We start from the raw sequence: 14,972 nt of genomic DNA, 5'->3' as shown, positions 1-14,972 counted from the left end.
GCCCGAGGATCAGCGGCGCGACATGTAGATGTCGAGCGCCTTGTGGAGCAGCTTGTTCAGCGGGAAGTCCCACTCGCCGAGGTACTCGGCGGCCTGGCCGCCCGTGCCCACCTTGAACTGGATCAGGCCGAAGAGGTGGTCGGACTCGTCCAGCGAGTCGGAGATGCCGCGCAGGTCGTAGACGGTCGCGCCGAGCGCGTAGGCGTCGCGCAGCATCCGCCACTGCATCGCGTTCGAGGGCCGGACCTCACGGCCGATGTTGTCGGAGGCGCCGTAGGAGTACCAGACGTGTCCGCCGACCACCAGCATCGTCGCGGCGGCCAGGTTCACGCCGTTGTGCCGGGCGAAGTAGAGCCGCATGCGGTTGGGGTCCTCGGTGTTGAGGGCCGTCCACATGCGCTGGAAGTAGCCCAGCGGGCGGGGCCGGAAGTGGTCGCGCACCGCTGTGATCTCGTACAGCCGCTGCCACTCCTCCAGGTCGTGGTAGCCGCCCTGGACGACCTCGACGCCGGCCTTCTCGGCCTTCTTGATGTTGCGGCGCCACAGCTGGTTGAAGTTCTTGTGGACCTCTTCCAGGGAGCGGTTCGCCAGCGGCACCTGGTAGACGTAGCGCGGCTGGACATCGCCGAAGCCGGCGCCGCCGTCCTCGCCCTGCTGCCAGCCCATACGGCGCAGCTTGTCGGCGACCTCGAAGGCGCGGGGCTCGATGAAGTCGGCCTCGATGTCACGCAGCCGCTTCACATCGGGGTTCTGGATGCCCTGCTTGATGGAGGGCGCCTCCCAGCGCCGGATGATCACCGGCGGGCCCATCTTCACGGAGAAGGCGCCCTGCTGCTTCAGGTGCGCGAGCATCGGTTCCAGCCAGTCCGTCAGATTTGGCGCGAACCAGTTGATCACCGGGCCCTCGGGCAGATAGGCGAGGTAGCGCTTGATCTTCGGCAGCTGCCGGTAGAGGACCAGGCCCGCGCCGACCATCTCGCCGGTCCGGTCGTCGAACCACCCGAGGTTCTCGGAGCGCCACTCCGCCTTGACGTCAGCCCAGGCCGGAACCTGCATGTGGCTAGCCGCAGGCAGGCTCTGGATGTAGGCCAGATGCTGCTCGCGACTGATCGTCCTCAGGGTCAGGCTCATTCGGGGCGCTCCTCGGGCTGGTGTGTCCCCATGGGTTCAGGGGCTCCGGCTCTCGCGCCGAAGCCTACTGCGCCCCGCGAGCGACCCGACCGGGCGTACGGAAGCTTCGCCCCGGCCTGTGGGCCGCCGGGGCGTTGCGCGGTGCTGTCAGAGGCGTCCGAGGACGGTGTCTATGGCGTCAGCCGACGACCCCGCCGAAGAGACCGCCGTGCGCCATGCCCAGGAAGAATCCGACGGCTGACGCACCCAGGCCCAGGATCAGGCCGAAGCGCTCTCGCGTCGTCTCCGAGATCCACTGGCCGTAGGCACCGGTGGCGATCCCCACCAGGCCGGTCCAGGAGCTGAGCAGATGCAGGTCGTGGAACATCGCCGAGACGAAAGACGTGATGCCCAGCACCAGGGTCACCCCGAGCAGGGTGTCCTGGATGGGGTGGGGCTTTCCGTCCGTGGCGAAGAGGCCTCCGACGGTGTTGGGTCGCATTGTCTGTGCCATGTGGCACCTCCTGCGGAAGGCGGCGCATCGTAGCGCCATACACACCCGATGTGTACAGATTGTCTGCGCTCACGGGCGGATTTCAACCGGAAGCGGGTGTGCAGGTAGTCTGTACCCTCTGCAGCGGTGTCTGCCTACGTCACGACCAGGGGTTTCCGAGAGGGGACCCCGATTGTCAGTGGTGGCCGATACCGTTGCGTACGCATCACAACCCTCCTGCCACGGAACGACCGTGGCCGCTGAGTCCAAAGGAGGTGGGTTCCACATGCGTCACTACGAGGTGATGGTCATCCTCGACCCCGATCTGGAGGAGCGCGCTGTCGCCCCCCTGATCGAGAACTTCCTCTCCGTCGTCCGTGAGGGCAACGGCAAGGTGGAGAAGGTCGACACCTGGGGCCGTCGTCGTCTCTCGTACGAGATCAAGAAGAAGCCTGAGGGCATCTACTCGGTCATCGACCTGCAGGCCGAGCCTGCGGTCGTCAAGGAGCTCGACCGCCAGATGAACCTGAACGAGTCGGTCCTCCGGACCAAGGTCCTCCGCCCCGAGACCCACTGAGCTCTCCCGCTCAGTTGATCTCGGGATTCGAGTAGCAGCACAAGCAGCCAGCAGCAAACCCGCCGAGAGGTTCCCCCATGGCAGGCGAGACCGTCATCACGGTCGTCGGCAATCTTGTCGACGACCCCGAGCTGCGCTTCACCCCCTCCGGTGCGGCGGTCGCGAAGTTCCGTGTCGCGTCCACTCCCCGCACCTTCGACCGTCAGACCAATGAGTGGAAGGACGGCGAAAGCCTCTTCCTGACCTGCTCGGTCTGGCGTCAGGCGGCGGAGAACGTCGCGGAGTCGCTCCAGCGAGGCATGCGCGTCATCGTGCAGGGCCGGCTGAAGCAGCGGTCCTACGAGGACCGTGAGGGCGTCAAGCGCACGGTCTACGAGCTGGACGTCGAAGAAGTCGGCGCGAGCCTGCGCAGTGCCACGGCCAAGGTCACCAAGACCGCCGGCCGCGGTGGCCAGGGCGGTGGCTTCGGCGGCGGTGGCGGTGGCGGCCAGGGTGGCGGCGGCTGGGGCGGTGGCTCCGGTGGCGGTCAGCAGGGCGGCGGCGCTCCGGCCGACGACCCGTGGGCGACCGGCGCTCCCGCCGGTGGCCAGCAGGGCGGCGGCGGTGGCTGGGGTGGAAACTCCGGCGGCAGCGGTGGCGGCGGTGGCGGCTACTCGGACGAACCCCCCTTCTAGACCTTCGGGTCGAAGGCGGGTCGTATCCCAACTTCTTGATCACACAGGAGAAACATCATGGCGAAGCCGCCTGTGCGCAAGCCGAAGAAGAAGGTCTGCGCTTTCTGCAAGGACAAGGTCACGTACGTGGACTACAAGGACACGAACATGCTGCGGAAGTTCATTTCCGACCGCGGCAAGATCCGTGCCCGCCGCGTGACCGGCAACTGCACCCAGCACCAGCGTGACGTCGCCACGGCCGTGAAGAACAGCCGTGAGATGGCGCTGCTGCCCTACACCTCCACCGCGCGATAAGGGAAGGGTGACCGACACATGAAGATCATCCTCACCCACGAGGTCTCCGGCCTCGGTGCCGCGGGCGACGTCGTCGACGTCAAGGACGGCTACGCTCGCAACTACCTGATCCCGCGGAACTTCGCGATCCGTTGGACCAAGGGTGGCGAGAAGGACGTCGAGCAGATCCGTCGTGCTCGCAAGATCCACGAGATCCAGACCATCGAGCAGGCCAACGCTGTGAAGGCCCAGCTCGAGGGCGTCAAGGTCCGTCTGGCCGTCCGCTCCGGCGACTCCGGTCGTCTCTTCGGTTCCGTCACCCCGGCCGACATCGCTTCGGCGATCAAGGCTTCCGGTGGCCCCGAGGTCGACAAGCGTCGTATCGAGCTGACCGCTCCGATCAAGACCCTGGGCGGCCACGAGACGTCCGTGCGTCTGCACCCCGAGGTTGCCGCCAAGGTCAACATCGAGGTCGTCGCGGCCTGATCGCTGCGCCCGGCTTGAAGAGCTGAGAAGGGGCCGTACCCATCGGGTACGGCCCCTTCTGCTGTTTCACGTCCGCTGTTTCACGTGAAACAGCGGCTTCCGCTGAAGCGTCTGCTTGTCACTGAAGAGTCGGCTTCCGGCTCCTCGCGCGTTTCACGTGAAACGGTCAGCGGGTCGCGCCCGTCACCAGCCAGCGGCCCGAGCGGGCGCGCAGCCACAGAGTCAGCAACCGTACGGTCATCATCAGCGTCAAGGCGGCCCAGAGGGCGGTCAGTCCACCGCCCAGCGTCGGGATGAGCAGGGCGACCGGAGCGAAGACCGCCAAGGTGAGGATCATCGCCCACGCCAGATAGGGGCCGTCGCCGGCGCCCATGAGGACTCCGTCCAGGGTGAAGACGACACCTGAGATCGGCTGGGAGAGAGCCACGATCACCAGGGCGGGCAGGGCGGCGTCCGTGACACTGGCGTCGCTGGTGAACAGGGGCAGGAACAGCGGCCTGGAGAGCACGACCAGGACGCCGAGCACGACTCCTACAGCGACGCCCCACTCGACCATGCGGCGGCAGGCCTGGCGGGCACCTTCGGTGTCGTTGGCGCCCAGATAGCGGCCGATGATGGCCTGTCCCGCGATGGCGATGGCGTCCAACGCGAAGGCCAGCAGACTCCACAGGGAGAGGATGATCTGGTGGGCGGCGATATCGGCGTCGCCCAGACGGGCCGCGACGGCCGTGGCGATCATCAGGATCGCCCTCAGCGAGAGCGTACGGACGAGCAGCGGTACGCCCGCCTGGGCCGAGGCCCTGATTCCCGCGGCGTCGGGACGCAGTGAGGCACCGTGTCGGTGGGCTCCCCGGACGACGACCACGAGATAGGCCGCCGCCATGCCGCACTGGGCCAGGACGGTGCCCCAGGCGGAGCCCGCGATGCCGAGATCGGCGCCGTAGACGAGGGCGGCGTTGAGGACGGCGTTGGCTATGAAGCCCGCGATGGCGACATAGAGCGGGGTCCGGGTGTCCTGGAGGCCGCGCAGGACTCCGGTGGCGGCGAGGACGACGAGCATGGCCGGTATGCCGAGGGCGGAGATCCGTAGATAGGTGGTCGCGTACGGGGCCGCGGTGTCGGAGGCGCCGAAGAGGTCCACGAGGAACGGTGCCGTGGGCAGGACGGCCGCGATGACGGCGGCGCCGAGGATGAGGGCCAGCCAGATTCCGTCCATGCCCTGGCGGATGGCGGCGGGGAGGTCGTCCGCGCCGACCCTGCGGGCGACGGCCGCGGTGGTGGCGTACGCGAGAAAGACGAAGATGCTCACGGCGGTCATGAGGAGTGCGGAGGCGACGCCGAGCCCGGCGAGCTGGGCGGTGCCGAGATGGCCGATGATCGCGCTGTCGACGATGACGAACAGGGGCTCGGCGACCAGTGCGCCGAAGGCCGGGACGGCCAGCGCGATGATCTCTCGATCGTGTCGGCGGCGGATGGCCTTGGGGGTCGCGGGGGCCTGTGTCATGAGCACTAATCTAATCGTCCACAGGTAAGAGATGCAATTGATGAGTGACCCTTACTTCTTCACACGGGGTGTGCGCTTTCGTGCATCGTTCGAAGTGATCTTGAGCCGACTGGGCAACTTTTTCTTCTGCACAGCCGGTGGATGGGAAACCTGCAGGTCAGAGATGGTCTCTTGGAAATCGAGTCGGCTTGTTCACAGGGCTGTCCACCGGGTCGTGCACAGGTTTTGCGGAGTTCTCCACAGCATCCGGGCCGTCGTCCACATGGCCTGTGGATAACCAGATTGGCTGACGGTGCCCGCGGGCCTACCGTAGTCCGGCGCCCGCTCCGTCCGTCGGTCGAGAAAACGACACAAAACCGACGGGTCAGAACCGGAGTTGGGCCTCTTATTTGTCAGTGGCGTGCCGTAGAACTTAGGGGCACGGCGAGGTCCGCTCGGCGGACGGGAGGAGGTGGCTCGGTGAGCATTTCCGAGCCCTTGGACGACCCGTGGGCCGACAGCGGGCCCAGTGATCGTCTGCCCGCCTCCCGCCGCCGCGGTGACGGCGGCCGGGGCCGCGACGAACAGCACGACCGCGGCCGGGAGAACGGCGAATGGGACGGCGGCGGTTCCGCCTTCGAGCGGGTGCCGCCCCAGGACCTCGACGCCGAGCAGTCCGTCCTCGGCGGCATGCTGCTGTCCAAGGACGCCATCGCGGACGTGGTCGAGGTCCTCAAGGGCCATGACTTCTACAAGCCCGCGCACGAGACGATCTTCCAGGCGATCCTCGACATCTACGCCAAGGGCGAGCCGGCCGACCCGATCACCATTGCCGCCGAGCTCACCAAGCGCGGTGAGATCAACAAGGTCGGCGGCGCATCGTATCTGCACACCCTCGTCCAGACGGTCCCGACGGCGGCGAACGCCGAGTACTACGCGGAGATCGTCCATGAGCGGGCGGTCCTGCGCCGACTGGTCGAGGCGGGTACGCGGATCACGCAGATGGGATACGCGGCCGACGACGACGTCGACGAGATCGTCAACCGGGCCCAGGCCGAGATCTACGCGGTCACCGAGCAGCGCACCAGCGAGGACTATCTGCCGCTCGGCGACATCATGGAGGGCGCGCTCGACGAGATCGAGGCGATCGGCTCCCGTACGGGTGAGATGACTGGTGTGCCCACCGGGTTCACGGACCTCGACTCGCTCACCAACGGCCTGCACCCGGGCCAGATGATCGTGATCGCGGCCCGTCCCGCCATGGGTAAGTCCACGCTCGCGCTGGACTTCGCACGGGCGGCATCGATCAAGCACAACCTGGCCAGCGTCATCTTCTCCCTCGAAATGGGGCGCAACGAGATCGCGATGCGTCTGCTGTCCGCCGAGGCGCGGGTGGCGCTGCACCACATGCGTTCCGGCACCATGACGGACGAGGACTGGACCCGGCTGGCGCGCCGGATGCCCGAGGTCTCCGCCGCGCCGCTCTACATCGACGACTCCCCGAACCTGTCGATGATGGAGATCCGTGCGAAGTGCCGTCGGCTGAAGCAGCGCAACGACATCAAGCTGGTGATCATCGACTATCTCCAGCTGATGCAGTCCGGTGGTTCCAAGCGGTCCGAGAGCCGTCAGCAGGAGGTGTCGGACATGTCCCGTAACCTCAAGCTGCTCGCCAAGGAGCTGGAGGTCCCGGTGATCGCGCTCTCGCAGCTGAACCGTGGTCCCGAGCAGCGCACGGACAAGAAGCCGATGGTGTCCGACCTGCGTGAGTCCGGCTCCATCGAGCAGGACGCCGACATGGTGATCCTGCTGCACCGCGAGGACGCCTACGAGAAGGAGTCACCGCGAGCGGGTGAGGCGGACATCATCGTGGGCAAGCACCGTAACGGCCCGACGGCGACGATCACGGTCGCCTTTCAGGGCCACTACTCGCGCTTCGTCGACATGGCGCAGACCTGACCCACCGCAGGTGTCGGGGACCGGTCGGTGTGCTGCTGCTCAGCGCCTCGTCTCGTACCTGGTCACGAGCACGCCGCCGGGAAGCGTCCGCGTCTCCACCAGGTTCAGGTTCACCCAGCTGTCCAGCGCGGTGAAGAACGGTGTGCCGCCGCCCACCAGGACCGGATGGGTGGCGATCACGTACTCGTCGATCAGCCCGGCGTGCATGGCCGCCCCGGCGAGCGTCGCGCCGCCGATGGTCATCGGGCCGCCGTCCTCGGCCTTGAGCCGGGTGATCTCGGCGATCGCGTCGCCGGTGACCAGGCGGGTGTTCCAGTCGACCTTGTCGATCGTCGAGGAGAACACCACCTTCGGCGTGTCCCGCCAGTTCCGCGCGAACTCGATCTGTGCCGGGGTGGCGTTGGGCTGCTGGTCGCCGGTCGGCCAGTAGGAGCTCATCGCCTCCCACAGCTTGCGTCCGTACAGGGACAGGCCACTCGCCAGCTCGTGGTCGAGCCAGAACTGGAACAGCTCGTCGCTCGGCGTTCCGCCCCAGCCGATGTCGTCGCCGGCCGCGGCGATGTAGCCGTCCAGGGTCAGGTTCATGCCGTAGATCAATTTCCGCATGGCTGAGCCTTCCGTCCGTGGGTGTCCGGTGTATGGACCAGCGCGGCGCGGGAAACTCATCGGTGCGCGATCCGGGCTCGCCGGTAGTCCTCGTGCTCGGGATCAGCGTGGTGCACTCGGCCGACACGGGCAAGCCGCCTCACGAGCGGCGAGCTCCTGCAACCCGCCTCGTGGGTTATGCGCTCGACTCCCACCGGCCCTACGGGGTGGACTGGGGGAATGACGACACCTCAGGAAGAGTTGCTGCCCGGCACCCGGCGGGCCTTGCTGCACCGGATCGCCGTGGCCCAGTCCGAGGGGCGCGCGCCCTCACTGGTCGCGGCGGTCGTACGGGACGGGCAGGCGGTGTGGCACGGGGCCCGGAGCTGTGTGGACGGGGAGGTGCCGAACGAGAACGTGCAGTACCGGATCGGCTCGATCACCAAGACCTTCACGGCCGTTCTGGTGCTGCGGCTGCGGGACGAGGGGCTGCTCGACCTCGGGGACCCGTTGGAGAAGCATCTGCCCGGGACCGGCGCGGGGGAGGCCACCGTCGCCGAACTCCTCGCCCACACCGGGGGGCTGGCCGCCGAGTCGCCGGGGCCCTGGTGGGAGCGGACGCCCGGATCCTTGCGGCCCGGACTCTCCGATGTGCTGGGCGAGCAGCCCTTGCTGCATCCTGTCGGCCGCCGTCACCACTACTCCAACCCCGGCTACACCCTGCTGGGCGCGCTCGTGGAGAAGCTGCGCGGGGAGCCCTGGGAGGACGTGCTGCGACGGGAAGTGCTTGAACCGCTGGGCCTGAGCCGTACCAGCGGGGGACCGCGGGCACCGCATGCGGGGGGCTGGGCGGTGCATCCATGGGCCGACGCGATGCTGCCGGAGCCCGCCGAGGATCTCGGGCGAATGGCTCCTGCCGGTCAACTGTGGTCCACCACGGCCGACTTGGCGCGGTTCGCGGCCTTCCTGATCCAGGGGGACGACCGGGTGCTGAGCGCGGAGAGCGTCCGGGAGATGCGGACGCCGGCCGCGCCGGGCGAGGCCGCGGACGTCGCCGACGGTGCCGCGTACGGGCTCGGGATGCAGATCCAGCACCGGGACGGCCGACTGCTCGCGGGGCACTCGGGCTCGTTGCCGGGCTTTCTGGCGAGCCTCTTCTTCAGCGAGAGCGACGACGTCGCCGCGGTGGTGCTCGCCAACTGCACCTCGGGGCCGCTGCTCTCGCTGGTCGCTGCCGATCTGGTGCGCATCGTGGCCGAGGCGGAGCCGCGGATCCCGGAACCCTGGCGGCCGATGGCCGAAGTCGATCCGGGCGTACTGGAGTTGGCGGGGCAGTGGTACTGGGGGACGCATGCCTTCGCGCTGAGGGTGACGGCCGACGGGCTCGTCTCGCTGGAGCCGCTGTCCGGCAAGGGGCGTCGCTCACGGTTCCGGGCCAATGGCGACGGCACCTGGACCGGCCTGGAGGGCTACTACGCCGGAGAGCCGCTGCGGGCCGTACGGCGCTCTGACGGGAGCGTGAGTCATCTGGACCTCGGGTCGTTCGTGTTCACGCGTCAGCCGTACGACGAGGGGGCTCCGGTGCCGGGTGGAGTGGATCCGGAGGGCTGGCGGGGCATCGGGTAGCGGTCAGAGCGAGGCGGGGTCCTGTTTCACGTGAAACAGGACCCCGCCTCGCCACTCAACAGGACGTCGCCTTCTCACAGCGCGAGCTTGAAGCCCACATGCGAGGCCGTGAACCCGAGTCGCTCGTAGAAGCGGTGGGCGTCGGTGCGGGAGGCGTCCGAGGTCAACTGGACCAGAGAACAGCCCTGGCGGCGGGACTCCTCGACCGCCCACTCGATGAACTGCGTTCCCAGGCCGCTGCCCCGCTCGTCGGCGTGGATCCGGACGGCCTCGATGATCGAGCGGGTCGCACCCTTGCGGGAGAGGCCGGGGATGATCGTGAGCTGGAGGGTTCCGACGACCTGCCCGTCCCGGTCGGCCACCACCAGGAACTGGTGGGGATCGCGGCTCAGGCGCTCCAGGGCCGACAGATAGGGGGTCAGGTCGTCCGGTGACTCGCGCTGGGCGCCCAGCGGGTCGTCGGCGAGCATCGCGACGATCGCCGGGATGTCGTCCGCGGTGGCGGGGCGTATCTCAAGATCTCCCATGGCGCCCACCCTATGCGGGGCTGCCGGACCAGGCCGGTTCATGCCTGCGCGGGGACGACGGGAACGCGCAGGGACTCCACGACCCGTACCAGCGGCTCCAGTTCGGGGTTCCTGGCGGCCGCATCCAGTGCCTCCCGCAGGGCGCCGTCATTGGTCGGCCGGGCCTCCTCCAGGAGTTGCAGGCCCGACTCGGTGACGTCGGTGTAGATCCCGCGCCGGTCCGTGCGGCACAGGTAGCGGGTCAGCAGTCCGCGGTCCTCCAGGCGGGTCACCAGACGGGTGGTGGCGCTCTGGCTGAGCACGACCGCGTCGGCGACCTGCTTCATCTGGAGGTGGCCGCCCTCGCCGTCGTGCTGGCGGCTCAGGACGTCGAGCAGGGAGTACTCCCGTGCGCTGAGGTCGTGCCCGGACTGGAGGGCGCGTTCGATGTGGGGCTCGATCCGCCCGTGCAGCAGGGACAGGGCGCACCAGCCCTGGGCGAGGGCGGTGAGCGCGGGATCCGTCGCTGTCATGGGGTCTCCTTCGTCCCTGAGCGGCCGCAGCCAGGGTAGACCAGGACCGCAATTGCCATCGCTTGCAAATATAGCGCGTGCGCAAGTATTGTGTTGGCACGTAAAGCTCTCCTGCAATCTTCTGGGAAGGTGGCATCCCATGCCGCTCGCGCTCCTGGCCCTGGCGATCGGGGCCTTCGGAATCGGAACCACCGAGTTCGTGATCATGGGCTTGCTGCCTGAGGTCGCGAGCGACTTCGGGGTCTCGATCCCCACCGCGGGTCTGCTCGTGACCGGCTACGCCCTCGGTGTGGTGGTCGGAGCGCCGCTGATGACCGTGCTCGGCACCAAGGTCTCCCGCAAGCGGATGCTGATGCTGCTGATGGCCCTGTTCATCGCAGGGAACCTGCTGTCCGCACTCGCCCCCGCCTTCGCCGTCGTGCTGATCGGCCGGGTGGTCGCCTCACTCGCCCACGGTGCCTTCTTCGGCATCGGATCGGTCGTCGCCGCCGAGCTGGTCGCCCCGGACAAGAAGGCGGGCGCCATCGCGATGATGTTCACCGGACTGACCGTCGCCAATGTGGTCGGCGTGCCGCTCGGCACCTTCGTCGGACAGACCGTCGGCTGGCGGGTCACCTTCGGCATCGTCGCCGCACTCGGTGTGGTCGGCCTCGTCGGTATCGCCCGGCTGGTCCCCGACCTGCCCCGGCCGGAAGGCGTACGGCTGCGCCATGAGCTGGCCGCCTTCAAGAACGCCCAGGTCCTGCTGGCGATGGCGATGACCGTGCTCGGCTTCGGCGGGGTCTTCGCGGCCATCACCTACATCGCGCCGATGATGACCCACGCCGCCGGATTCGCCGAGGGCTCGGTCACCTGGTTGCTGGTCCTCTTCGGGCTCGGCATGGTCGTCGGCAACCTCGTCGGCGGCAAGCTCGCCGACCGCGCGCTGATGCCGCTGCTGTACGTCTCGCTGGGCGCCCTCGCCGTGGTGCTGGCTCTGTTCACCCTCACCGCCCACAACAAGGTCCTCGCGGCCGTCACCATCGCGCTCATTGGCGCCCTCGGCTTCGCCACGGTGCCGCCGCTGCAGAAGCGCGTCCTGGACCAGGCGCACGGCGCTCCGACGCTGGCCTCCGCCGTGAACATCGGCGCCTTCAACCTCGGCAACGCGCTCTCCGCCTGGCTCGGCGGTCTGGTCATCGCGGCCGGCCTCGGCTACACCTCCCCCAACTGGGTCGGCGCCGCCCTCGCCGCGGCCGCGCTGCTGCTGGCCTTCCTCTCGGCGGCCCTGGAGCGCCGGGACCGCAGGCCCAGTGCCGCGGTGGCCGCGAGCGCGCACGCCGAGGAACAGACGCTCGCCCAGGTCTGACCGACCGACAACGCCGGTTCCTTACGGGAACCGGCGTTCATCGTGTTCGCGGGGTTCAGCCCGCCGCCACCGTGAGCGGGGCGAACCGGCGCTGCCAGTCCCCGGGCAGCTCGTCCATGCCGTAGGTCATCACCGCGTTGAAGGCGACGGAGGCCAGGCCCCGCTCCTTGGCCCAGGCCAGCAGTTCCTCGTGCCGTACGTCGATGTCGGTGCGCAGCGGGCGGTCGGTGTGGGCGGCGAGGGAGGAGATCAGGGCCTGTGCGGTCCGGGTGTCCTGGGCGATCAGCGGGCCCACGACATGGGTGTCCATGTTGGGCCAGGCCGCCGCGTACCCGGTGATCCGGCTGTCCTCCTCGGCGACCCGCAGCTGGTCGGCGAAGGCGGGCAGCCGGGTGATGAGCGGGGTGCGGTCCGAGCCGAAGACCTCCTCGTCGAGCCGGAGGATCGCGGCGAGGTCCTCGGCGGTGGCCGCGCGCGTGGCGACCCGCGGTTCCGCTCCTCGGGGCGTGAAACGGCCGTGCAGCATCTCCGCCCGGCCGGTGGCCTTGAAGCCGAGCTCCTCGTACAGGGGCCGGCCGTTCGGCGTCGCGTGCAGAGTCAGCGGAACGGTGTCCATGGCCGAGACGACGTGCCGCATCAGATGGCGTCCGATGCCCCGACGAGCGTGCCGTTCGGCGACCAGCACCATGCCGATGGCCGCCAGATCGGGGCGTTCGTGCGGGCCGTACCGGGTGACCACGCAGGCGCTGACGAGCCCGCCCTCGGGGTCGTCGATGCCGTAGCCCTTCCCGGCGGTGAGGAGGAAGCCCCACTTGTGTTCCTCCCGGGGCCATCCCCGGTTCTCGGACAGGTCGGCGCAGGCGGTGAGATCGCGGAGCGTCAGACGGCGGATGGGCAGAGCGGCGGCGGAAGGAGTCGGCACGCAGGTCAGGCTGTCTGACCGGTGCCCTCGGCGTCCAGCCGTTTCCGGTGAGACGTAGGAGCTTTTGGCCACGTCATGGCCAAGGTCACAGGACGGCGGTCTGCGCAGGCTGTTTCACGTGAAACATGGACGAACAGTGCACCAGTCTCAAGCGATGAACCCGGGTGTCGACCGGCGCACTAGCCTCATCGGTCATGGCGAGACTGCATCTCTTCGACCTCGACGGCACCTTGCTGCACGGGAGCACCGCCCCCGTGGAGATCTCACGGCAACTCGGCCTGGAGGCCGAGGCGGTGGCGCTGGACCGGGCGATCTCCGAGGGCAGGATCGACCCGCCGGAGTACGCGGTGCGGGCCCACGCGCTCTGGGCGGAACTCACCGACGCGCATGTCACGGCCGCTTTCGAGGGGGCTCCCTGGCTGGCGCGGATCCGTGAGGTCTGGGCGGAGATCCGACGGCAGGGGGACTACTGCGCCGTCGTCTCCCTCTCGCCCTCCTTCTTCGTCGAGCGGCTCATCGGCTGGGGCGCGCACGCGGCCCATGGGTCCCGCTTCCCCGCCGTGCCGTTCACCGAGCCGGTCGATCCGGCCGGAGTTCTCAGTGCCGCCGCCAAAGTGCGCATAGCCGACCGCTTGTGCACGGAGTTCGGAGTCACCCGGACCGACTGCATCGCCTATGGCGACTCCATGTCGGACACCGAACTGTTCGCTGTCGTACCGATCTCGGTGGCGGTCAACGCGGATCGTCATCTGACCGGGCTGGCGACCCACGCCTACATGGGGAGGGATCTGTGGGAAGCCTATGAATTGGTGCAGCCCGCCGGGTAGTTGAACGAAATCGGAGCGTCGCCCCTGGTCGACAAGTGACAGGGAAAGGAGGGGCTTGTGCGGGCGCCGTCGGCCGGTAGGGTCGACTCCGGTTCGGCGTCCCGTTCGCATCCGGGACGGCCTCCGGAAGGAGCGCACCGGGACCCGTGCGCACCGAGAACAGGGCGATAGAGCCTAACGGGACGGAGTGATCGAAGACCCGCATTTGCGCTTATGCGGCAGCACCCCGTGTTGATCCGGGTTGACTGTGGCCGCATCGGCCGTGGCACCGAACGGGACAGCAAGCCGTCTGCGGGGGAAGCAGGCATCTTCCGACACGGAAGTGCGCAGACCGACCGAAAGATGTTCGAGGCGAGGCACACACCATGGACGCTCCGACCACCACGCCGGCCGACAACGGCACTTCCGGCGGCGGGGGCGACTGGTTCGCGCCCCGCCCCGAACTCGCTCAGCAGGATTCACCGGACGCCGTTCTGATCCGCCGGACGATGGCCGAAGTCGGCCCGGTGGCCGACAAGGTGACGTCCTACTTCTACGCCCTGCTCTTCGTACGCCACCCCGAGCTGCGCTCCCTGTTCCCGGCCGCGATGGACACCCAGCGGGACCGGCTGCTCAAGGCGCTGCTCACGGCCGCCGAGCACATCGACAACACCGAGGTGCTGGTCGCGTATCTCCAGAACCTGGGCCGGGGCCACGGCAAGTACGGCACCCGCGCCGAGCACTACCCGGCCGTGGGCGAGTGCCTGATCGGGGCGCTGAGCAGGTACGCCTCCGTCTGGGACGCGGAGACGGAGGCGGCCTGGGTGCGGACGTACACGACGATCTCGCAGGTGATGATCGACGCTGCGGCCTCGGACGAGCTGCGCGCTCCGGCCTGGTGGTACGCGGAGGTCGTCTCGCACGAACTGCGGACCCGGGACATCGCCGTCGTCACCGTCCGCCCCGACCAGCCCTATCCCTTCCTCGCGGGCCAGTACACCAGCCTGGAGACGCCCTGGTGGCCGCGGATCTGGCGGCACTACTCCTTCGCCTCCGCGCCGCGCTCCGACGGTCTGCTGTCGTTCCATGTGAAGGCCGTGCCCGCCGGGTGGGTGTCGAACGCGCTTGTGCACCGGGCCCGCCCGGGCGACATCCTCCGGCTGGGGCCGCCGGCCGGCTCGATGACCGTCGACCACAGCACCGACAGCGGACTGCTGTGCCTGGGTGGCGGCACCGGCATAGCCCCCATCAAGGCCCTGGTCGAGGATGTCGCCGAGCGCGGCGAGCGGCGCCCGGTCGAGGTGTTCTACGGTGCCCGCAGCGATCACGACCTCTACGACATCGACACCATGCTCCGGCTCCAGCAGTCCCACCCCTGGCTGGAGGTCCGTCCCGTCGTCGACCGGAACGGACTGATCCAGCTGCCCGATGCCATCCGGTCGTTCGGCCCCTGGTACGAGTACGACGCCTATGTCTCGGGCCCGCCGGGCATGATCCGCAGCGGTGTGGACGTCCTCAGGGCCAGCGGGATCCCCTCGGCGCGCATCCGCCATGACGCGCTGGAGGAACTCGTCACCGCGGGCGGCTGAGC

16 protein-coding genes are annotated in these 14,972 nt (G+C 68.7%); 9 read left to right on the top strand and 7 right to left on the bottom strand.

The window, feature by feature from the left end:
- Nucleotides 1-9: 9 nt before the first annotated feature.
- Both femX and STRCI_RS20650 read right to left on the bottom strand, forming a co-directional pair.
- Nucleotides 10-1,131, bottom strand: a complete 1,122-nt coding sequence (gene femX / locus STRCI_RS20655; protein WP_269660432.1) for a peptidoglycan bridge formation glycyltransferase FemX — start codon at nt 1,129-1,131, stop codon at nt 10-12.
- Between the two features lie 178 nt (nt 1,132-1,309).
- Entirely contained in the window at nt 1,310-1,624 is a 315-nt protein-coding gene (locus STRCI_RS20650) for a hypothetical protein (RefSeq protein WP_269660431.1), read from the bottom strand.
- 265 nt (nt 1,625-1,889) lie between these two features.
- On the opposite strand from STRCI_RS20650, the gene rpsF reads away from it, so the two are divergent.
- The 4 genes from rpsF to rplI all read left to right on the top strand — a co-directional run bounded on the left by rpsF (nt 1,890) and on the right by rplI (nt 3,613).
- Complete coding sequence (gene rpsF, locus STRCI_RS20645; protein WP_005482942.1) at nt 1,890-2,180, top strand: 30S ribosomal protein S6; 291 nt, start codon at nt 1,890-1,892, stop codon at nt 2,178-2,180.
- A gap of 77 nt (nt 2,181-2,257) precedes the next feature.
- A complete protein-coding gene (locus STRCI_RS20640) occupies nt 2,258-2,854 on the top strand; it encodes a single-stranded DNA-binding protein (RefSeq protein WP_269660430.1) in 597 nt (198 codons plus the stop codon).
- A 57-nt stretch (nt 2,855-2,911) separates the two neighbouring features.
- The gene (rpsR, locus tag STRCI_RS20635; protein ID WP_003949403.1) at nt 2,912-3,148 is read left to right on the top strand and encodes a 30S ribosomal protein S18; all 237 of its coding nucleotides are present in this window, start codon (nt 2,912-2,914) and stop codon (nt 3,146-3,148) included.
- 18 nt (nt 3,149-3,166) lie between these two features.
- Entirely contained in the window at nt 3,167-3,613 is a 447-nt protein-coding gene (gene rplI / locus STRCI_RS20630; RefSeq protein ID WP_015659278.1) for a 50S ribosomal protein L9, read from the top strand.
- Nucleotides 3,614-3,779: 166 nt separating this feature from the next.
- Here the strand turns inward: rplI and STRCI_RS20625 are convergent, their stop codons facing one another.
- Nucleotides 3,780-5,117, bottom strand: a complete 1,338-nt coding sequence (locus STRCI_RS20625) for an MATE family efflux transporter (RefSeq protein WP_269660429.1) — start codon at nt 5,115-5,117, stop codon at nt 3,780-3,782.
- Nucleotides 5,118-5,576: 459 nt separating this feature from the next.
- On the opposite strand from STRCI_RS20625, the gene dnaB reads away from it, so the two are divergent.
- On the top strand, nt 5,577-7,055 hold the full coding sequence (dnaB, locus tag STRCI_RS20620) for a replicative DNA helicase (protein ID WP_269660428.1): 1,479 nt from the start codon (nt 5,577-5,579) through the stop codon (nt 7,053-7,055).
- A 39-nt stretch (nt 7,056-7,094) separates the two neighbouring features.
- Here the strand turns inward: dnaB and STRCI_RS20615 are convergent, their stop codons facing one another.
- Entirely contained in the window at nt 7,095-7,661 is a 567-nt protein-coding gene (locus STRCI_RS20615) for a dihydrofolate reductase family protein (RefSeq protein WP_269660427.1), read from the bottom strand.
- Between the two features lie 219 nt (nt 7,662-7,880).
- Between STRCI_RS20615 and STRCI_RS20610 the strand changes: the two genes are divergently transcribed.
- Nucleotides 7,881-9,266 carry a serine hydrolase domain-containing protein gene (locus STRCI_RS20610; protein WP_269660426.1) on the top strand — a complete coding sequence of 462 codons (1,386 nt, stop codon included), beginning with the start codon at nt 7,881-7,883 and terminating at the stop codon, nt 9,264-9,266.
- 74 nt (nt 9,267-9,340) lie between these two features.
- Here the strand turns inward: STRCI_RS20610 and STRCI_RS20605 are convergent, their stop codons facing one another.
- Nucleotides 9,341-9,793 (bottom strand): GNAT family N-acetyltransferase, encoded by a 453-nt coding sequence (locus STRCI_RS20605; RefSeq protein WP_269660425.1) that lies wholly within the window; start codon nt 9,791-9,793, stop codon nt 9,341-9,343.
- Between the two features lie 38 nt (nt 9,794-9,831).
- Complete coding sequence (locus STRCI_RS20600; RefSeq protein WP_269660424.1) at nt 9,832-10,305, bottom strand: MarR family winged helix-turn-helix transcriptional regulator; 474 nt, start codon at nt 10,303-10,305, stop codon at nt 9,832-9,834.
- A gap of 139 nt (nt 10,306-10,444) precedes the next feature.
- Here STRCI_RS20600 and STRCI_RS20595 point away from each other — a divergent pair, with 139 nt between their 5' ends.
- Nucleotides 10,445-11,653 carry an MFS transporter gene (locus STRCI_RS20595; protein WP_269660423.1) on the top strand — a complete coding sequence of 403 codons (1,209 nt, stop codon included), beginning with the start codon at nt 10,445-10,447 and terminating at the stop codon, nt 11,651-11,653.
- A gap of 55 nt (nt 11,654-11,708) precedes the next feature.
- On the opposite strand, the gene STRCI_RS20590 is transcribed toward STRCI_RS20595, so the two are convergent.
- Entirely contained in the window at nt 11,709-12,575 is an 867-nt protein-coding gene (locus STRCI_RS20590) for a GNAT family N-acetyltransferase (RefSeq protein ID WP_269660422.1), read from the bottom strand.
- 194 nt (nt 12,576-12,769) lie between these two features.
- Between STRCI_RS20590 and STRCI_RS20585 the strand changes: the two genes are divergently transcribed.
- Together STRCI_RS20585 and STRCI_RS20580 are read left to right on the top strand one after the other, a co-directional pair.
- Entirely contained in the window at nt 12,770-13,402 is a 633-nt protein-coding gene (locus tag STRCI_RS20585) for an HAD family hydrolase (protein WP_269660421.1), read from the top strand.
- Nucleotides 13,403-13,767: 365 nt separating this feature from the next.
- The gene (locus STRCI_RS20580; protein WP_269660420.1) at nt 13,768-14,970 is read left to right on the top strand and encodes a globin domain-containing protein; all 1,203 of its coding nucleotides are present in this window, start codon (nt 13,768-13,770) and stop codon (nt 14,968-14,970) included.
- Nucleotides 14,971-14,972 lie beyond the last annotated feature (2 nt).

This window comes from Streptomyces cinnabarinus (assembly GCF_027270315.1).
GTDB classification, from domain to species: Bacteria; Actinomycetota; Actinomycetes; order Streptomycetales; family Streptomycetaceae; genus Streptomyces; species Streptomyces cinnabarinus.
The sequence above is the reverse complement of the archived record's forward strand: the minus strand, read 5'-3'. Positions and strand labels throughout refer to the sequence as shown.